The sequence below is a fragment of the Nonomuraea sp. NPDC050783 genome, from assembly GCF_040802095.1.
Lineage (GTDB): Bacteria > Actinomycetota > Actinomycetes > Streptosporangiales > Streptosporangiaceae > Nonomuraea.
Genome location: NZ_JBFAHK010000006.1, coordinates 355,925 through 373,665 on the forward strand (window position 1 = coordinate 355,925; position 17,741 = coordinate 373,665).

General features: G+C 75.0%; 18 protein-coding genes. 11 read left to right on the forward strand and 7 right to left on the reverse strand.

Going from position 1 to position 17,741, the window contains the following annotated elements; translation table 11 throughout:
- Both AB0H75_RS19145 and AB0H75_RS19150 read right to left on the reverse strand, forming a co-directional pair.
- The coding region (locus AB0H75_RS19145; RefSeq protein ID WP_367797791.1) for a MauE/DoxX family redox-associated membrane protein at window positions 1–567 on the reverse strand (567 nt) is incomplete at its 3' end.
- 236 nt (window positions 568–803) lie between these two features.
- Window positions 804–2,777, reverse strand: a complete 1,974-nt coding sequence (locus AB0H75_RS19150) for an ABC transporter ATP-binding protein (protein WP_367797793.1) — start codon at window positions 2,775–2,777, stop codon at window positions 804–806.
- 272 nt (window positions 2,778–3,049) lie between these two features.
- Between AB0H75_RS19150 and AB0H75_RS19155 the strand changes: the two genes are divergently transcribed.
- The 4 genes from AB0H75_RS19155 (at window position 3,050) to AB0H75_RS19170 (ending at window position 5,782) form a co-directional block, all read left to right on the forward strand.
- A complete protein-coding gene (locus AB0H75_RS19155; protein ID WP_367797795.1) occupies window positions 3,050–3,220 on the forward strand; it encodes a hypothetical protein in 171 nt (56 codons plus the stop codon).
- Window positions 3,221–3,423: 203 nt separating this feature from the next.
- Window positions 3,424–4,461, forward strand: coding sequence for a hypothetical protein (locus AB0H75_RS19160; RefSeq protein WP_367797797.1), 1,038 nt, complete (start codon window positions 3,424–3,426; stop codon window positions 4,459–4,461).
- Between the two features lie 61 nt (window positions 4,462–4,522).
- The gene (locus AB0H75_RS19165) at window positions 4,523–5,575 is read left to right on the forward strand and encodes a lanthionine synthetase C family protein (protein ID WP_367797799.1); all 1,053 of its coding nucleotides are present in this window, start codon (window positions 4,523–4,525) and stop codon (window positions 5,573–5,575) included.
- A 57-nt stretch (window positions 5,576–5,632) separates the two neighbouring features.
- Window positions 5,633–5,782 (forward strand): hypothetical protein, encoded by a 150-nt coding sequence (locus AB0H75_RS19170; protein WP_367797801.1) that lies wholly within the window; start codon window positions 5,633–5,635, stop codon window positions 5,780–5,782.
- 77 nt (window positions 5,783–5,859) lie between these two features.
- Here the strand turns inward: AB0H75_RS19170 and AB0H75_RS19175 are convergent, their stop codons facing one another.
- Both AB0H75_RS19175 and AB0H75_RS19180 read right to left on the reverse strand, forming a co-directional pair.
- On the reverse strand, window positions 5,860–7,035 hold the full coding sequence (locus tag AB0H75_RS19175) for an acyl-CoA dehydrogenase family protein (protein WP_367797803.1): 1,176 nt from the start codon (window positions 7,033–7,035) through the stop codon (window positions 5,860–5,862).
- Between the two features lie 78 nt (window positions 7,036–7,113).
- A complete protein-coding gene (locus tag AB0H75_RS19180) occupies window positions 7,114–8,130 on the reverse strand; it encodes an ArsR/SmtB family transcription factor (protein ID WP_367797805.1) in 1,017 nt (338 codons plus the stop codon).
- Window positions 8,131–8,301: 171 nt separating this feature from the next.
- Here AB0H75_RS19180 and AB0H75_RS19185 point away from each other — a divergent pair, with 171 nt between their 5' ends.
- The gene (locus AB0H75_RS19185) at window positions 8,302–9,282 is read left to right on the forward strand and encodes a hypothetical protein (protein ID WP_367797807.1); all 981 of its coding nucleotides are present in this window, start codon (window positions 8,302–8,304) and stop codon (window positions 9,280–9,282) included.
- Between the two features lie 75 nt (window positions 9,283–9,357).
- Here AB0H75_RS19185 and AB0H75_RS19190 read toward each other — a convergent pair whose 3' ends face one another.
- Window positions 9,358–9,948, reverse strand: coding sequence for a hypothetical protein (locus AB0H75_RS19190; RefSeq protein WP_367797809.1), 591 nt, complete (start codon window positions 9,946–9,948; stop codon window positions 9,358–9,360).
- 203 nt (window positions 9,949–10,151) lie between these two features.
- Between AB0H75_RS19190 and AB0H75_RS19195 the strand changes: the two genes are divergently transcribed.
- From AB0H75_RS19195 to AB0H75_RS19220, 6 genes are all read left to right on the forward strand, one after another.
- Complete coding sequence (locus AB0H75_RS19195) at window positions 10,152–10,715, forward strand: hemerythrin domain-containing protein (RefSeq protein WP_367797811.1); 564 nt, start codon at window positions 10,152–10,154, stop codon at window positions 10,713–10,715.
- A gap of 253 nt (window positions 10,716–10,968) precedes the next feature.
- On the forward strand, window positions 10,969–11,271 hold the full coding sequence (locus AB0H75_RS19200) for a hypothetical protein (protein WP_367797813.1): 303 nt from the start codon (window positions 10,969–10,971) through the stop codon (window positions 11,269–11,271).
- Entirely contained in the window at window positions 11,268–14,489 is a 3,222-nt protein-coding gene (gene fdh, locus AB0H75_RS19205; protein WP_367797815.1) for a formate dehydrogenase, read from the forward strand. The genes AB0H75_RS19200 and fdh overlap by 4 nt, the downstream gene beginning before the upstream one ends.
- A gap of 113 nt (window positions 14,490–14,602) precedes the next feature.
- The gene (locus tag AB0H75_RS19210; RefSeq protein ID WP_367798192.1) at window positions 14,603–15,379 is read left to right on the forward strand and encodes a 4Fe-4S dicluster domain-containing protein; all 777 of its coding nucleotides are present in this window, start codon (window positions 14,603–14,605) and stop codon (window positions 15,377–15,379) included.
- The gene (gene nrfD / locus AB0H75_RS19215) at window positions 15,376–16,503 is read left to right on the forward strand and encodes an NrfD/PsrC family molybdoenzyme membrane anchor subunit (RefSeq protein WP_367797817.1); all 1,128 of its coding nucleotides are present in this window, start codon (window positions 15,376–15,378) and stop codon (window positions 16,501–16,503) included. The genes AB0H75_RS19210 and nrfD overlap by 4 nt, the downstream gene beginning before the upstream one ends.
- A gap of 40 nt (window positions 16,504–16,543) precedes the next feature.
- Window positions 16,544–16,687 (forward strand): hypothetical protein, encoded by a 144-nt coding sequence (locus tag AB0H75_RS19220; RefSeq protein ID WP_367797819.1) that lies wholly within the window; start codon window positions 16,544–16,546, stop codon window positions 16,685–16,687.
- A gap of 77 nt (window positions 16,688–16,764) precedes the next feature.
- Here the strand turns inward: AB0H75_RS19220 and AB0H75_RS19225 are convergent, their stop codons facing one another.
- Complete coding sequence (locus AB0H75_RS19225; protein WP_367797821.1) at window positions 16,765–16,956, reverse strand: hypothetical protein; 192 nt, start codon at window positions 16,954–16,956, stop codon at window positions 16,765–16,767.
- A gap of 318 nt (window positions 16,957–17,274) precedes the next feature.
- Window positions 17,275–17,676, reverse strand: coding sequence for an STAS domain-containing protein (locus AB0H75_RS19230; RefSeq protein ID WP_367797823.1), 402 nt, complete (start codon window positions 17,674–17,676; stop codon window positions 17,275–17,277).
- Between the last annotated feature and the right edge of the window lie 65 nt (window positions 17,677–17,741).

Consider the following 17,741-nt stretch of genomic DNA (forward strand, 5'->3'; position numbering starts at 1 on the left):
TGGACGCGGGCCGGGCGTCCTGCCATCCGCCGGACGCGAGCCTGGCGCCCCGCCACCCGTCAGGCGACGGCCCGGCCCCCTGCCGCCCGCGGGAACCAGGAGCGGCACCCCTGCGACCACCGCCAGCAGCAGCACCGCCGGCGGCACCTGCGCCGGCGCGAACGGCGCCGCGCCGCCCGCGACGGCCGCCGTCACCGCCAGGACCAGCAGCAGACCGGTCCGCACCAGCGTGCGGGGGCCGACCCGGTCGGCCGAGCCGCCGAAGCAGCCGCACGGCACGTCCAGCCCGCGCCCGAGCGCCGTGCCCATCGCGGCCAGGAACGCCGCGAACAGCGCCGCCGCCAGCACCCCACCGGACGTCCGGGTCGAGGGGACGGAGAGCAGCCCGGCCGCGGCCACCTCGGCCGCGACCACCCCCCAGGTGGCCGGCACGGCCAGCCGGGGCGGCAGGAGCCGGTAACCGGCGACATCGGCGGCGAAGGCCCGCACGTCCCGCGCCTTCCCGGCCGCCGCCACCAGCAGCACCACAACCACCACCAGGTACGCCGCCCCGGCCAGGGCACTCATCGCGCGATCGCCTCCCGCGCCCGCTCGGCCGCCGTCCGTCGGGAGGGAGTGGGCGGGGTGGCGTTCCCGGCCGTTGTGTTCACGGTGTGATCGCCTCCTGTGCTCGCTTTCTGGTCATCGTCCGTTGGGAGGGGGTGGGTGGGGTGGCGTTCCCGGCCGTTGTGTTCACGGTGTGATCGCCTCCTGTGCGCGCCTTCTGGCCGCGGTCCGTTGGGGGGCGTTCCCGGTCGTCGTGCTCACCGCACGGCCGCCTCTCCCGCGCGCGCCTCTTGGTCGCCGTCCGTTGGGGCGGGGGGCGGGGCGTCGGGGTGGGGGCGGTAGGCGGCGGCCTGGAGGGTGTACAGCTCGGCGTACAGGCCGGCGTGGGCCATCAGCTCGGCGTGGCCGCCCTCCTCCACCACCCGCCCCTCCCGCAGGACGTAGATCCGGTCGGCGTAGCGGACGCTGGCCAGCCGGTGGGTGATCAGGACGATGGCGCGCCCGTCCGCGTGCCGCCGGATGCGTTCGAAGAGGGCGTGCTCGGCGCGGGCGTCCAGCGCCGAGGTGGGCTCGTCGAAGATGACCAGCTCGGCGTCTCGGTAGAAGCCCCGCGCCACCGCGACCCGCTGCCACTGCCCGCCCGACAGGTCGTGCCCGCCCCGGAAGCGGCGATCCAGCAGCGCGTCGTAACCGCCGGGCAGCGCGGCGACCACCTCGTCGGCCCCCGCCGCCGCCGTGGCCGCGGCCAGCCGCTCCTCCTCCAGGGGGCGGCCCATGAGGATGTTCTCGCGGACGGTCAGCGGCCAGCGCGTGTGGTCCTGGGCGATCACCGAGACGAGCCGGCGCAGGTCCAGGCCGTCCAGGTCGTGGCCGTCCCACCGGATAGTGCCCGACTGCGGCCGGTACAGGCCCGCCAGCAGCTTGGCCAGGGTGGTCTTGCCGGAGCCGTTCTCGCCGACGAGCGCGATGACCTCGCCGCGGCCGACCGTGACGCTGACCTCGCGCAACGCGGGCCGCGCCGCTCCGGGGTAGGTGAAGGTGACCCGGTCGGCGGCCAGCCGGGTGAGCGTGCCCGGCGCGGGGGCGCCGCCTCCGGTGAGGGGCGGGGCCGGGACGCGGGTCTCGGCCAGCTCGCGGAAGCCCAGGTAGTCGCCGAAGTAGAGCCCGGCCTCGTAGAGGCGGTTGAGCGTCTGGACCAGCGCGGCCAGCGACGACTGCCCGGCCCTGATCGCGAGCACGGCGGTCCCGGCGATCGCGAGCGGGATGACCCCGGCCGCCAGCAGCGCGGCCAGCGCGCCGTAGACGGCGAGCGTGGCCACGCCGGTCAGCAGGTCGCCGCCGGCCTTGACCGTGGTGCGCCGGCGCGCCACGTCGAGCTGGACGTCCTGCTCCAGGTCGGCGACCTTGGCGTACTCGCCGAGCAGGAACTCGCGCAGCCCGAACGCCCGTACCTCGGCGGCGGGCTGCCGCTCGGCCATGAGGTCCGAGAGCATGAACTTGCGCCGCCGCGCCGCCGACAGCCGGTGGAAGGCCTGGTAGCCGAGGCGCGCGGCGCGGACCGCCGCCCAGCCCGCGGGCACGGCCGTGACCAGCAGCAGCGGCATGAGCAGCGGGTGGAGCAGCCCCAGCGCGGCCGTCGCCGACAACACGCCGACCGCGCCGGTCAGGGCCGCGATCGTGGCCTCCACCACCGTCGCCGTGTCGGGCACGCCGCTGTCGCGAGCCCGGCGCATGGCGTTGTGGAAGTCCTCGTCGTCGAAGGCGGCCAGCTCGACCCGCGTGGTCAGCTCGAACAGCCGGGTCTCGGCCAGCCGTTCGACCTGGGGCGTGAGCCGGGCCTGCGCCCAGCCGGCGGCGGCGAGCAGCGCGCCGCGCAACCCGGTGGCCAGGGCGACGAGGGCCAGGGACGGCAGCGCCGCGCGTACCCGGTCCGGCGTGGGCCCGCCGGCGAACAGCGAGCCCAGCACGTCGGAGGTGGCCACCAGCCCGTACACGGTGAACACGCCGGCCAGGACGTTGCCGGCCAGGGCGATCGCGGTGTCGCGGGCGCTCGCCTGCCAGGCCAGGCGCAGCGCGGCGGCCACCAGGAAGGGCAGCCGGCGGGCGATCCTGCCGATGCTCGCCGTCAGCAGCTCCTCGTCGTGGCTCTGCCAGTACGCGACTGCGAGGCCCGACCGATCGGGGAGCGGGGGACGGGAAAGCGTGCGACGCCGGATATTCCAAAACCTCATGTCGCATGCGATGAACGGCGAATCACTCCGCCAATCTAGGACGGCGTTGCCGACCTGTAAAGGTCCGCCGCAAAGGTGATTATCCGGCTGCGGAGCTTGTTCTCGCTCAGTTATGGAAGCCTTGGTCAAGTATGCGAATAATGCCGCTGTTTGGCCGTGACTCTACATTTGAGTCGCGGTCAGGACGGAGGTGACGGCGCCGACCTGGCGTCGGGAGCCGACGTCCCCGACCCCGCGCAACGGCCGTCACCACGGCCAAGGAAGGAGTCATCATGTCCGTGCTCGCTCTGGAGCCCCGCGACGCAGGCGTCCTGGACCTGGAGAATCTCGACGTCGACTTCGACGGCGAGCTGACCGCTCTCCTGCACGGCCCCCAGGCTCGCGTCAACACCTGCAAGCGCACGATGTGCAGCAGCTTCCCCTGCTGCCCTTCCATCGTCTGACAGAACGCTGACCGCGTGCGGTTCCGCGAATGGCGTGGAACCGCGCGTTTCGCCTGCGCGCAGGAAAGAGCCGGGGAAACAGGGGTACGGAAATGACGCTCGCCGGTGAGGTGCCGGAAATTCTCGCGGAATTCGCCGCCACGCACAGCCGTGACCTTTACCAGGACGAAACGTGGATAAGCGTGCACGATCCGGCGGGAGAAATGCCGGCGCAGGGATGGAAGATCCATGTGTCGGCCCGCCCGGGAACGCTGAACGAGACCCTTGACCGCGCCCTGCCGGTGCTGCTGGCCCACGGATGCGACTTCAAGGTCGTCCGCTCGGCCGAGCTGCTGCGGCAGCTCAACTCCGGCGACCTCGACGCGGGCGCCGTGGGCAAGGCGATCACCGCCTACCCGGCGCGGGAGCGCGTCGTCGCGCTCGGGCACGACCTGGCCACCGCGCTCGCGGGGCTGTCCGCGCCGCGCATCGTCAGCGACCGCCGCGTACGCCCCGACGCGCCGGTCTACTACCGCTACGCCCCCTTCCTGCCCCAGTACCGGGTGGACGACAACGGCGACTTCGAGCTCGTCGTCGTGGGCCCGGACGGCGAGCGGCTGCCGGGCGCGGCCGGGCCCGAGTTCTCCTGCCCGCCCTGGGCCGCCGATCCCTTCCGGCCGCCCGCCGGGGAGCCCGCCGCCGCGCCCGGCGGGGAACCCCCGGGCGGGGAGGACGCCCCGAGGCCCGCGCGGCTCATCGGGAACCGGTACCAGGTCACCTCCGGCGTCGTACGCGGCCCGCGCGGCAACGTCTACCGCGCCACCGACCCTGGGGGCCGTCCCGTCATCGTCAAGGAGGCCCGCGCGTACGTCGGCGAGAACCCCGAGGGCTGGGACCTGCGCATGTACCTGCGCAACGAGCTGCGCGTGCTGCGCGCCCTGCGCGGGGTGCCCGGCGTGCCCAGGCCGCTCGACCACTTCCGGCACGGCGAGGACGAGTTCCTCGTCATGACGGACGCGGGCAGCCTCGACCTCAACCGCTACGTCGGCGAGATCGGCCTGTTCACCGAGGGTGCGTCCGCCGAGGGTGCGTCCCCCGAGGGCACGGGCGGCGAGGGCACGGGCGGCGAGGGCACGGGCGGCGAGGGCACGGGCGGCGGGCGGGACCTCTCCGGCCTCCCCCACCGCCCCCGCGCCCCGGGGCGCGCGGCACGGCACGACCGCCCGCCGCCCGGCGGCGCCCGCGATCCGCGGCACCGGTGACCTGCTGTCCCGCGTCCTGGATCACACCGCGCGCGACTGCGCCCGCTTCGCCGAGAGCCTGATGGACGTCCCCGACGACGCCCGCCGCTCCGCCCCGCCCGTCACCAACGTCTACGCCGGCTCGGCCGGCCTCGGCATGGAGCTGCTGCTGCACCCCGAGACGAAGGCGACCGCCGCCGACCTGGCCCGCTGGACCGCCCGCGTGCTGCCGCCCGTGCCCCTCCCGCCCGGCCTGTACTTCGGCCGCACCGGCACGTCGCTGTTCCTGGCCGCCGCCCGGCTCGCCGCCGTCCCCGAGCTGGACCGCCCGGGCCCCGTCGCGCTGGACGGCGACCAGCGCGCCGACCAGGCGCACGGCGTGGCCGGCATCGGCACCGGCCACCTGGCGCTGGCCGCGATCGACCCCGACCCCGGCCACCTGGCCGTCGCCGCGGAGTGCGCCAGGCGGCTGATCGCCGGCGAGGTCACCGCCTCCGAGGACGCCGTGGCGCCCGCCCAGCCGGGCACCGGCGTCGCCGTGGACACCGCCTACGCCCACGGCGAGGCGGGCTGCGCCGACTTCCTGCTCGCCTACCACGAGGCCACCGGCGACCCCGGGGCGGGGGAGGCGGCCCGCGAGCGCCTCGCCGCGCTGGCCGTCGCGGCCGAGGCGCTGCTGGCCGAGCTGGCCGGCCCGGACGCCCGCCCGATGGGCGCGTCCTGGTGCCAGGGCATGTCGGGGATGGCGAGCACGCTCGCGCACGCCGCCCGCGCCTACGACGACCACCGCTACCTCGACCTGGCCGAGCGCGGCGCGCGGGCCTGCCTCGCCCTGGCGCCGCAGGCGTGGGTGGTCTCGCAGTGCTGCGGCCTGGCGGGCATCGGCGAGGCCCTGGCGGACCTCGCCCTGGTGACCGGCGACGCCGCGTACTGGCGGGGCGCCGAGGAGGTCGCCGAGCTCATGCTGCTGCGCAGCGGCGGCGACCCCGCCGCTCCCGTCTTCCCCGGCAACGACCTGGACAAGCCCGGTCACACCTGGGGGACGGGCGTGGCGGGCGTGCTGTCGTTCCTGCGCCGCCTCGACCGCCGGACCGGTCCACGCCTGTGGACGGCGGCCGGCCCGCCGGCCACCTGACGAGGCTTGTGATCTACAATGTAAAGGCGTCGGGCGATGACAGCAACATGCGGCGCAGTGGCACCAACATGCGGCAAGGAGGCCCCGGCGGCGCTGGAAGCCATGGGCGGCGACCCGGGCAACGGGCTCGGCGGCGAGTCCGGCAGCTCCGGCGACGGGCCCGGCGGTGCCCCGGCCCCTGGCCGCCGCGTCATCACCTTCGCCTGAGCCCGGTCGCCGGTCGCCGGTCACCGGTCACCGGTCACCGGCCCCAGCCCCAGCCCCGTGCCGCGGTCAGATGCGGGTCAGGCGCGGGTCAGGCCGAGCACCGCCCAGGACTCGCCCGGGGCCAGCCCGGCCAGCTCGCGCCCGCACTCCGCGAGCACCTCAGGCCCTGAGGTGATGTGCGCGGCGCCGGCGTGCGCGTCCCGGAACAGCCGCTGGACCGGCCCGTCGCGCACCGCCGCCGTCCCGGCGGCGGCGTGGCAGAAGCGGGCGGTCTCGGTGAGCGTCGAGGTGATGTGGTTGAGCGCGAGGCGGACCATCGTCTCCTGCCGCACGTCGAGGCGGCGGCCCGCCTCCAGGGTGTGCTCGGCCTCCGCCCAGGTCTGCCGCACCAGGGCGGCGGCGGCGCGGTAGCCGGCCTCGGCGCGGGCGAACCCGGCGTGGAAGGCGTCGCTGCCGGCCAGCCGGCCCGGGCGCCCGCCGGGCGACGCCGCGGCCGCGTGGCGGGCCAGCTCGTCCAGCAGGCGGCGGCCGACGCCGAGCGCCCAGCCGCTGTGGCAGATCAGCGCCTGGTCGAGCAGGCCGAGCCGGTAGAGCGCGCCGCCGCGCAGCGGCTCGTCCAGGGTGAAGAGGTGCGTGTACGACTCCGGCACGAAGGCGCCCTCGATGGCGTAGTCCACGCTGCCGGTCGCGCGCAGCCCCAGGACGTCCCAGTTGCCGAGCAGCTTGGCGTCCTCGACGGGCGTGATGCAGATGCGGGCCTCGCCGGTGCCCTCGACGGCGCCGAGGCTGTGGGCGTACTGGGCGTGCAGCAGGCCGGAGGCGAAGCCCCACCGGCCGCTGAGGCGGAACCCGCCGTCCTCGGGGACCGCGGTGCCCGCCCGGGTGCCCTGGCCGGCGATCAGCGGCGCGCGGGGGTCGGCGAAGATCCGGTCCACGGCGTCGTCGCCCAGGTATGCGCCGCCGGTGCCGTTGGCGAGGGTGGTGGCCATGACGACCCAGCCGGTCGAGGGGTCGGCGTAGGAGAGCTCGGCGAGGACGGCGAGCAGCTCCGTGGGGGCCGACTCCGCGCCGCCCAGCGGCACGGGGATCCAGAGGGTGAAGATCCCGGCCTCGTGCAGGGCGTCCAGCACGGGGCCGGTGAGCCGGCTGGACGCCTCGGCGGCGGCCGCCTCGCGCTCGATCAGGGGGCGCAGCTCGCGGGCCCGCTCCAGCAGGGCGGGGCCGGCGCGGTGCAGCCGCGGTGTGTCGCTCATGTCCGGACGCTCCCGTTCGTGATGGCCGGCGTGGGGCAGGCGGGCCTCGGACTCAGGACGGTGCTGGTGGGAGACGGCTCAGGGAGGCGGTTGCGCCGGGGGCCGGTCGCCGGTGGCGCCCGCCAGGAGCGCCGTGCCCAGCGGGGTGCGGGTGTGCACGACCGCGGTGCCGTCGCGGCGGGTGTCGATCAGCCCGGCCTCGCGCAGGACGGTGGCGTGGCGGCTGGCCGTCGCGGGGGAGACGCGCAGCATGCGGGCGAGCTGGGTGGTGGTCGTGCCGTGGTCGAGGGCGTGCAGCACGGCGGAGCGGTTCGCGCCCATGAGCGCGGTCAGGTCGGTACGCCGGGCCGCCGCGGGCCGCCACCGGTGCCGCTGCTCGATCGGGTAGATCAACACCGGCGGCAGCCGGGGGTCGGCCAGCGACAGCGGCGCGCGCTGGCAGAAGTAGGACGGCACCAGCCGCAGGCCGCGCCCGCCCAGCACCAGGTCGTGGTCCACCGCGTAGCCGGTCTCCAGGACGGGGGGCCTCCAGCGGATCGGCGGCGCCATCCCGGCGAGCAGCCCTTCGACCCCGCCGCCGAGCAGGTCCCTGGCGCGGCACTCGCGGTCGGCGGCGAAGGCGGCGGCGACGGCCTGCTGGAACGGGGCGACCGCGGCGGCGTGGTAGTCGCGCAGGGCGCCGGCCAGCCCGCAGAGCGCGCCGGGGTCGCCTTCGGCGAGGGGCCGGGCCCAGCCGGGCAGCGGCCGGTGCCGGGAGAGCCGTTCCAGCTCGGCGGCCAGCCGCCGCTTCGGCGTGCCGAGCAGCGCCTCCAGCCCGTGGTCGAGGCCGCGCCGTCCCTCGTACGGGGTGAGGAAGTCGGGGAAGTACGGCCCGGCGGGGGCCAGCACGTCCAGCAGCAGGGCGCCCTGCCGCATGCGGGCCGTCCTGGCGGGCTCGGCGTGCAGCCCGGCGAACCAGTGCCGGAAGCTGAGCGGGCGCATCCGGTCCCGGAGGCGGAAGCGGGTGAAGATGACCTCCCACAGGGGGTCGGGCTGGTCGGCGAGGGTGACGCGTGCCAGGTCGTCGGCGGTGAAATGGATCCTTAAGGTACCCATTCAGTCCCTTATGGCCTTGACTGCCCCTGTCCTCCCGTACGACACCACGCAGGTCCCCGGCCGTCAACCCGAAATGCGGCTTTTGTCGTGTTTGCGGCTAGATGTAAAGGCTCTTCCGGCCGGCCCCTCCGCCGGACACCATCGATCGCGACGGAAGGGAGACGGCACCCCGTGAAGATCGCGCGCTCCGCCCGCCGCCTGGCGACCGCCCTGGCCGCCGCGTGCGGGCTGGTCCTGGCCCTGACGCCCCCGGCCACCGCCGGGCCCGCCCCCGCCACGATCGAGCCGCTGCCCGTGCGCGCGGTCGCGCCGATGGGCGCCACGGCCGCGGCGCGGACGGCCGAGGCCCGCGCCGGCAGGCCCCGCCCGGCCGCGCCCGCCATCGCGCGCCGGGCGGACCGGTCCGCGCCGTCGGCCGCCCGCCGCTTCCACGAGCTGCAGCTCAACCTCTGCAACAGCGGTCACGCGGGCTGCTACGCCGGGGGACAGGCCGTCTACGAGGGCGGCGACCTGATCTACTACCTGGCTCCCGACCTGGTGACGCTCAACGAGATCTGCGCCGGCGACCTGCCGGCATACCTGCAGCCGTCACTCGCCGAGGCGTGGCCGGACGACTGGACCTACTCCGTCTTCTACCCGGCCGTGAACAAGCAGTCCGGCGACCCGGTGACCTGCACGAACGGCGACAGCTTCGGCAACGCCGTCCTCGGCCGGGTGCCGGTGGCGCTGTGGCAGGGCGTCAACGGCTGGGCCGGCGAGTACGCGGCCCAGGACGCCACCAACGAGAAGCGCACCTTCGCCTGCGCGTACGCGATCGGCGACCACCTGTCGTGCGCCACCCACCTGAGCTCCTCCAGCGAGCCAGTCGCGCTGGCGCAGTGCCGGGCGCTGATGTTCAGCGCGGTGCCGGCCATCAGGTCGGCGGAGGGCATCTCGGGCAGGACCGTCGTCGGCGGCGACTTCAACCTGGAGTACGACACCTCGGACCCGGAGAACGCGCAGAACTGCGTACCGGCCGGCAACGTCCGCAAGGGCGACGGGGACGTGCAGCACGTGATTTTCACCGGTGACTTCGCGTTCGCCGGCACCGACACGTACGGCCTGACCTACACCGACCACGACGGCTTCCTGGTGCGCCTGACCAAGCCGTGACGCCGGGGGACGGCCCCCCTTCCCGGGGGTGTGCGTGAGCCCGGGGCATACTCGGCCGCATGCCCCGGGCTCCGCTCAGATCCGGCTCTCGGCCACCGGGACCGGGGCCGGCGACAGCGCGGCGGCCACCCCGCCCGGCGCGCCGTCGTCGGGCACGGAGGTCACAGAGGCCACGGGAGCCACAGCAGCCACGGAATCCACGGAAGCCGCGGAATCCAGGGAAGCCGCGGAAGGTACGGGAGTCTCCGGCGCCGCCGGGGACGCCGCGTGCCGCCCGTGCCGCGGCAGGACGTGATGGAGGGCCCGCCGCCCGATGCGGCGCGGGCGGGTGATCCTGGACCGGCGCGTCCGGTGGGACGGTCGCCGGTGCTGGGCACGGGGAGTGCTCGCGGGGGAGCCGGGGAGTCCCGCGTCCGTGGAGGCCGAAGCGCCGGCCCCGGTGGGGACGGGCTCGGTGGGGACGGGCTCGGCGGCGGCGAGCCCGGCGGGGACGAGCCCGGCGGGGACGGGCTCGGCCGGAGCGGGCTCCGCGGGGACGGGTTCGACGGGGACGGGTTGAGGGATGCGCGGGCCGGATGCCGGGGAGGAGGAGGGCAGCAGCGTCTCCTCCAGTACCTGCATGAGCATCAGGCCGACCAGGGCCATGATCGGGATGGCCAATGCCACGACGAGGATGATCTTCACCTCCCACGGGCCGTCGTGTCGCCGCCCGTCCTGCCGGCCGGGCGTCCTGCGGCCACTACCTCGCACGATCCCGGTTAAACCGTCTTCTTTCCGGCCCTTTTCCGAGGGCCGTCACCTCCGGCGTTTCGGCCGCCGTCATGGGGAAGTGAGGGACTCGTTCCACGACGAGGAAGGGGACCCCCGGCATGGCCGACCGCAATGACGTGATCTCGGTGCTGATGACCGACCACCGCGAGGTCGAGGAGATGTTCGTCGAACTCGAGGGCATGAAGGGCGCCATCGGCGAGCGGCCCAAGCTGCTGGCCGAGAAGGTGGTCATCGAGCTCGTCCGCCACTCCGTCGCCGAGGAGGAGCACCTGTATCCGGCCGTGCGCCGGCACGTGCCCGGCGGCGACAAGACGGCCGACCACGAGCTCGCCGAGCACGCCGAGGCCGAGCGGACGATGAAGGACCTGGAGAAGCTGGAGCCCGGGGACGCCGAGTTCTGGCCCACTCTGGAGCGGCTGATGAGCGAGATCCGCCACCACATCCGCGAGGAGGAGGACGACCTGTTCCCGCGGCTGCGGGAGGCGTGCACGCAGGAGGACCTGGAGGAGCTGGGCGCCAAGATCGAGCGGGCCAAGAAGACGGCGCCGACGCGCCCCCACCCCGCCGCGCCCGACACCCCGCCCGGCAACAAGCTGCTCGCGCCCGGCACCGGCCTGGTGGACCGCATCCGCGACGCCCTGACCGGCCGCGGCCGGCCCTGACCGGCTCCGCCGGCCGGCCGTCCACGCCGGCCGGAGCCAGGTGGACGGCGGCGTGGTCGTCCCGGAAGGCCACGTCGCCCGGCTCCTGACCCATACCCCGCCGCTTTGCCGGACCATGCCCCGGTACGGGCTGGATGCTGGTTTTCCGCACATCGGAGCCCGGGAACGGGACGGCTTGCGGCCCCCGACCGCGGCTCACGGACGGCGACCCACAGGCTGCGGCCCAGGGACGAGGCGGAGGCGGAGGCGGACCATGCCGAGCAAGGAGCAGGTGCTGCGGCTGCTGGCAGAGGGCCAGGGCTACGAGGAGGCGGCCCGGCGGCTGGGCATCCCGCCCGGGCGGGCGTACCTCATCGCGACCGGCGTCCCGGCCGACGGCAGCGAGACCGTCGTCGGACCGCGGCGGCGGGACCGGCCGGGCCTGCTGCCCACGCACCCGCAGCACCTGGTCAACCCGCGCACGGTCAGCCCGACCGGCCGCGAGGACGTGCGCGCCTGGGTTCGCGAGCGGGCGCGCGGCGAGCGCGCGGCGGCGGGGAAGGACCGGCGGTCGTGAGGCTGCGCTCGTGGCCGCTGCTGCGGCAGCTCACCGGCCCTGACCGGTCAGGGCGGGGCACGGCGGTGAGGTCCGCGCGCACCGACGGCCTGTCGGCCCGCACCGCCGACGCCGACCGCGTGGTCAAGTCGGTGTGCCCGTACTGCGCGGTGGGCTGCGCGCAGAACGTGTACGTCAAGGACGAGCGGGTCGTCCACGTCGAGGGCGACCCGGACTCCCCGATCAGCCGGGGCCGGCTGTGCCCCAAGGGCGCCGCCACGCTCCAGCTCACCACCGGCCCCAGCCGCCTGCACAAGGTCCTCTACCGGCCGCCGCACGCCGCCGACTGGCAGGAGCTGGACCTCGCCACCGCCATGGAGATGATCGCGGACCGGGTGATCGACACCCGCCGGGCGACCTGGGAGTGGGAGAACGACGGCCGGCGCACCGCCCGCACCATGGGCATCGCCAGCCTGGGCGGCGCCACGCTGGACAACGAGGAGAACTACCTCATCAAGAAGCTGCTGACGGCGCTCGGCGTGGTGCAGATCGAGAACCAGGCGCGGGTGTGCCACAGCTCCACCGTGGTCGGCCTCGGCACGTCGTTCGGGCGGGGCGGCGCCACCACGTTCCTGCAGGACCTGCAGCACTCCGACTGCATCGTCATCCAGGGCTCGAACTTCGCCGAGGCGCACCCGGTGGGCTTCCAGTGGGTGATGGAGGCCAAGGCGCGCGGCGCGGTGGTCATCCACGTCGATCCGCGCTTCACCCGCACCAGCGCGCTGGCCGACCTGCACGTGCCGATCCGCGCCGGCTCCGACGTGGCCTTCCTCGGCGGGATCGTCAACCACGTCCTGGAGAACGAGCTGTACTTCCGCGAGTTCGTCGTCAACTACACCAACGCCGCCACGCTGATCAGCGAGGACTACCGCGACACCGAGGACCTCGGCGGCCTGTTCTCCGGCTTCGACCCCGCGAAACGGCACTACAGCGACGACACCTGGCAGTACGCCGGCACGTCCGTCGTGGCCGCGGCCGGCGACCGCGACGGGGACCCGTCCCAGCGGGTGTCCGGCCGCTCCGAGACGCGCGGCGCGATGGCCCAGTCGATGGAGGGCACCCCGCAGCGCGACGAGACGCTGACCGATCCGCGCTGCGTGCTGCAGATCCTCAGGCGCCACTACGCCCGCTACACGCCGGAGCTGGTCGAGCGGACCTGCGGCGTCCCCCCGGACCTGTTCGCCGAGGTCTGCCGCCACCTGACCGAGAACTCCGGGCCCGAGCGCACCGCCGAGTTCGTCTACGCCGTCGGCTGGACCCAGCACAGCGACGGCTCCCAGTTCATCCGCACGGCCTGCATCCTGCAACTGCTGCTCGGCAACATGGGCCGCCCCGGCGGCGGCATCCAGGCGCTGCGCGGCCACGCCAGCATCCAGGGCTCCAGCGACATCCCGACCCTGTTCAACCTGCTGCCCGGCTACATCCCGATGCCGCACGCCAACCAGCACCGCACACTCGACGGCTTCTTGGGCACCGACGCGCCGCACAAGGGCTACTGGGCCGACATGCCCGCCTACCTGATCAGCCTGCTCAAGGCGTGGTGGGGCGCGGAGGCCGACGCCGGCAACGACTACCGCTTCGACTGGCTGCCCCGGCTCACCGGCAGCCACAGCACCTACGACACCGTCCTGGCCCAGCTCGACGGCACCTGCAAGGGCTACTTCCTGCTCGGCGAGAACCCGGCGGTCGGCTCGGCCAACGCCAAGATGCAGCGCCTGGGCATGGCCAACCTGGAGTGGCTGGTGGTGCGCGACTTCAACCTCATCGAGAGCGCGACCTGGTGGAAGGACGGCCCGGAGATCGAGACCGGCGAGCTGCGTACCGAGGACATCGGCACCGAGGTGTTCTTCCTGCCCGCCGCCGCCCACACCGAGAAGAGCGGCAGCTTCACCAACACCAACCGCATGCTCCAGTGGCACCACGCGGCCGTCGAGCCGGCCGGCGAGGCCCGCAGCGAGCTGTGGTTCATGTACCACCTGGGCCGGATCATCCGCGAGCGGCTGGCCGGCTCCACCGACCCGATGGACGCGCCCCTGCTCGGCCTCACCTGGGACTACCCGCTCGAAGGCGCCCACGACGAGCCGGTCGCCGAGGCCGTCCTCGCCGAGATCAACGGCTGGGACGAGCACGGCGAGCCGCTGCCGGGCTACGCCGCGCTCAGGGCGGACGGCTCCACCTCGTGCGGCTGCTGGATCTACTGCGGCGTCTACAAGGACGGCGTCAACCAGGCCGCCCGCCGCAAGCCCGCCGAGGAGCAGAACTGGATCGCCGCCGAGTGGGCCTGGGCCTGGCCCGACAACCGGCGGCTGATGTACAACCGGGCCTCGGCGCGTCCCGACGGCCGGCCGTGGAGCGAGCGCAAGAAGCTCGTCTGGTGGGACCCGGCCCAGGGCCGCTGGACCGGCTACGACGTGCCGGACTTCGAGGCGACCAAGGCGCCCGGCTACCGCCCGGCCGAGGGTGCGACCGGCGCCGACGCGCTGTCCGGCATCGACCCGTTCATCATGCAGGCCGACGGCAAGGGCTGGCTGTTCGCGCCCGCCGGGGTGATCGACGGGCCGCTGCCCACCCACTACGAGCCGCAGGACTCGCCGGTCCGGAATCCGCTCCACCCGCACCAGCAGCGCAGCCCGGCCCGGCTGCTCTACCCGCACGAGCACAACCGCGCCAACCCCAGCGGCGACGAGCCGGGCGCCGAGCTCTACCCGTACGTGGTGACCACCTACCGGCTGACCGAGCACTTCACCGCCGGCGGCATGAGCCGTACCGTGCCCTACCTGGCCGAGCTGCAGCCGGAGATGTTCTGCGAGGTCTCGCCCGAGCTGGCCGCCGAGCGCGGGTTGAGGCACGGCGACTGGGCCACGGTCATCACCGCCCGCAACGCCATCGAGGCCCGCGTGCTGGTGACCAGGCGGATCGCGCCGCTGCACCTCGACGGCAAGGTGGTGGAGCAGATCGGGCTGCCGTTCCACTGGGGGCCCAACGGCATGAGCCCGGGCGACGCCGCCAACGAGCTGTCGTCGATCACCCTCGACCCGAACTCCCACATCCAGGAGGTCAAGGCGTTCTCGGCCGACATCCGGCCCGGCCGCCGGCCGCGCGGGCCCGCCCTGCCCGCCCTCGTCCGCGACCGGCAGCGCCGCGCGGGCGTCACCGACGACACCGGCATGGAGGCATGAACATGACGCTCAGCGGCACGGCTCCCGGCGGCACGGCTTCCGGCGGCTCGGCTTCCGGCGGTACGGCCTTCGACCCGGCCACCGCCTCCGGCTACACCGACCATCCCGAGCGGATGGGCTTCTTCACCGACACCAGCATCTGCATCGGCTGCAAGGCGTGCGAGGTGGCCTGCAAGGAGTGGAACGCCGTCCCCGAGGACGGGCTGGACTTCACCGGCATGTCCTACGACAACACCAAGAGCCTGAGCGCCGACACCTGGCGGCACGTGGCCTTCATCGAGCAGCCGCGCCCGCTCGGCCACCAGGAGCCCGGCCTCGGCATGGACTTCCGCTGGCTGATGGCCTCCGACGTGTGCAAGCACTGCACCCACGCGGCCTGCCTGGACGTGTGCCCGACCGGCTCGCTGTTCCGCACCGAGTACGGGACCGTCGTCGTGCAGGACGACGTGTGCAACGGGTGCGGCTACTGCGTGCCGGCCTGCCCGTACGGGGTGATCGGCAAGCGGGAGAGCACCGGCGTCGCCGCCAAGTGCACCCTGTGCTACGACCGGCTCGGCGTCGGCCAGGAGCCGGCCTGCGCCAAGAGCTGCCCGACGGACTCCATCCAGTTCGGCGAGCTGACGGAGCTGCGCGAGCGCGCCGCGCGGCGGCTGGAGCAGGCGCGCGCCGCCGGCCTGGACTCCGCCCGCCTGTACGGCCACGACCCGGACGACGGCGTCGGCGGCACGGGCGCGTTCTTCCTGCTGCTGGACGAGCCCGAGGTCTACGGGCTGCCACCGGACCCGGTGGTGACGACGAGGGACCTGCCGTCGATGTGGCGGCGGGCGGGCGCCGCGGCCGTCGTGCTGCTGGCCGGGATCGCCGTGGCGACGTGGGGGAGCCGGACGTGAACAAGCACCGGACCAAGGGGCGCCGGCCGGCCGGGCGCCCGGCCGCCGGGGACGGCACGCCGTCCAGGACGGACGTCCGCATGGACGAGGACCCCGGGCTGCCTGCCGAGCGCGAGGCCACGGTGGGCTCGGCCGGCGGGCGCGCCCGGCACGCCGGGCAGCCGGGCGGGCGGCAGGGCGGGCAGCCGGGCGGGCAGCCAGGCGGGCGGGCGGCCGGGTCGCCGGGGGAGCCGGAGGCCGAGTCCCGCTCCTACTACGGGCTGCCGGTGCTCAACGAGCCCACCTGGAAGGACCACGACATCGCCGGCTACCTGTTCCTCGGCGGCCTGGCCGGCGCCTCCTCCATCCTGGCCGCGGCCGCGGACCTGACCGGCCGGCCGCACCTGGCCAGGGCCGGCAAGGCGGGTGCGCTGTGCGCGCTGGGCGGCTCGCTCTACGCGCTCATCCACGACCTGGGCAGGCCGGCCCGCTTCCTCAACATGCTGCGCGTGTTCAAGGTCACCTCGCCGATGAGCGTCGGCACCTGGATCCTCAGCGCGTACGGCCCGCAGGCCGGGCTGGCCGCCGCGACCGCCGTCACCGGCCGGTTCCCGCGCCTGGGCCGGGCCGCGTCCGCCGGGGCGGGGCTCGCCGGGGCCGCCGTCGCCACGTACACGGCGGTGCTCGTCTCCGACACCGCCGTGCCGTTCTGGCACGACGGGCACCGGGAGCTGCCGCTGCTGTTCGCCGGGTCGGCGATGGCCTCGGCCGGCGGGCTCGGCATGTTCGCCGCGCCGGTGGCCGAGGCGGGGCCGGCCCGCAACGCGGCCCTGCTGGGCACCGCGCTGGAGGTGGCCGCCGCCCAACGCATGGAGCGCCGCCTCGGTGTCGTCGCCGAGCCGCTCAGGCAGGGCAAGGGGCGGCTGGCCCGGCTCGGCGAGGGGCTGTCGGTCGCCGGGGCGCTGCTCGGCGCGACGGCGGGCCGCCGCAGCCGGGCCGCGGCCGTGGCCGCCGGTGCCGCGCTGCTGGCCGGCTCGGCCTGCACCCGGTTCGGGATCTTCCACGCCGGCCTGACCTCGGCCAGGGACCCCAGGTACACGGTGGAGCCGCAGCGTGCCCGCCTGGAGCGGGACCGGCGGGCCTGATCGCGCCTGACCGGGCCGGGCGCGGGCAGGAACAGCCGGTATGGACGCCGTCACCCTCATCGCCGTCGCCGCTCTCCTCGCCGGCATCCTGATCGCGCTCACGCAGAAGGTGTGGCCCGTCGCGCTGCTCTGCTTCGGCCTGCTGTTCTCCGTCCTCGCCGACGCCGGGCTCATCGTGGGCTGAACCCGTCCCGGAGGCGGGCACCGGGCACGGCCCCCGCGCCCCGGGCACGGCCCCCGTGCCTCGGGCGGCCGGTCGCCCTACCGGCGCCCGCGCCCGGGACGGCGTTCCCGGCGGGCGAGCGTGCGCCGGGCCAGGTGGAAGACGATCACGGCCAGCAGGAACCACTCCATCGGCTTGGCCAGCAGCCGCCAGGGCCGGCCGGGCGGCGGGTGGGCGGCGTGCGCGCCGTGGCGGGCGGCCGGCTCGCTCGGGTGCTCGGCATCGCTCATCGGGCCCGTCCCTCCCTCGTGGCACGCCCGGCGCGAACGCCCGTCCGCCCGCTGCCGCCCGCCTGCCTGTTTCCGCAGGTTAAGCCGACAATCCGGGCTTCGATCCGCCGCCACGCCAGCGACATGCGGAAACTTGCCGCCGCCCGCCGGGGGCGAGATCCCGGCCCGCGCGGACGCGGGCCGCCGGGAGGGGGTTCGGCGCGCGTTCAGGGTGGGGTGGCGGGAGAAGGGTCCTGGGCACGTTCAGGCGCGGGCCGCCGGGAGAGGGTCCCTGGGCGCGCTCGGGCGCGGGTGGCCGGGAGGGGAGCCCGGGCGCGTTCAGGCGCGGGTGGCCGTCCTGGACGCTTTCGTGCCGGCCATCAGTGCCGTGGCGGCGGCGACGTCCTCGGCGCAGGGGAAGTGCTTGTCGAGCCCCGTCACGAGCAGCAGCCGCGCCACCCGCGGGCGCAGCCCGCTGAGCACGAGCCGCCCGCCCGCCGCCTGCACCGTGCTGGAGGCCCGGATCAGCGCGTTCAGCCCCGAGGAGTCGCAGAACTCCACTCCCCGCAGGTCGACCACGACGAGCGGCGGCCGGACGTGCGAGATCGCCTCCGTCAGGCCGCGGCGGAACTCCTCGGCCGAGGCCATGTCCAGCTCGCCGGTCGCGCTGAGCACGGCGACGCCGTGGCGTTCGGCGACGATCCAGGAGAATTCGGATTCGCCCGCGTCCGCGTAGTTCATGACGCTCCTCCGTCTCTCGCCGTCGCCGACCGGCTTCACAGGGTATGTGGCAGTGATACCCATCT

Bases quoted from the DNA above. Each gene is read 5' to 3' on its own strand.
- AB0H75_RS19150 (WP_367797793.1), bottom strand. From the start codon at position 2,777: ATGAGGTTTTGGAATATCCGGCGTCGCACGCTTTCCCGTCCCCCGCTC.
- AB0H75_RS19155 (WP_367797795.1), top strand. From the start codon at position 3,050: ATGTCCGTGCTCGCTCTGGAGCCCCGCGACGCAGGCGTCCTGGACCTG.
- AB0H75_RS19160 (WP_367797797.1), top strand. From the start codon at position 3,424: ATGCCGGCGCAGGGATGGAAGATCCATGTGTCGGCCCGCCCGGGAACG.
- AB0H75_RS19165 (WP_367797799.1), top strand. From the start codon at position 4,523: ATGGACGTCCCCGACGACGCCCGCCGCTCCGCCCCGCCCGTCACCAAC.
- AB0H75_RS19175 (WP_367797803.1), bottom strand. From the start codon at position 7,035: ATGAGCGACACACCGCGGCTGCACCGCGCCGGCCCCGCCCTGCTGGAG.
- AB0H75_RS19180 (WP_367797805.1), bottom strand. From the start codon at position 8,130: ATGGGTACCTTAAGGATCCATTTCACCGCCGACGACCTGGCACGCGTC.
- AB0H75_RS19195 (WP_367797811.1), top strand. From the start codon at position 10,152: ATGGCCGACCGCAATGACGTGATCTCGGTGCTGATGACCGACCACCGC.
- AB0H75_RS19200 (WP_367797813.1), top strand. From the start codon at position 10,969: ATGCCGAGCAAGGAGCAGGTGCTGCGGCTGCTGGCAGAGGGCCAGGGC.
- AB0H75_RS19210 (WP_367798192.1), top strand. From the start codon at position 14,603: ATGGGCTTCTTCACCGACACCAGCATCTGCATCGGCTGCAAGGCGTGC.
- AB0H75_RS19220 (WP_367797819.1), top strand. From the start codon at position 16,544: ATGGACGCCGTCACCCTCATCGCCGTCGCCGCTCTCCTCGCCGGCATC.
- AB0H75_RS19225 (WP_367797821.1), bottom strand. From the start codon at position 16,956: ATGAGCGATGCCGAGCACCCGAGCGAGCCGGCCGCCCGCCACGGCGCG.
- AB0H75_RS19230 (WP_367797823.1), bottom strand. From the start codon at position 17,676: ATGAACTACGCGGACGCGGGCGAATCCGAATTCTCCTGGATCGTCGCC.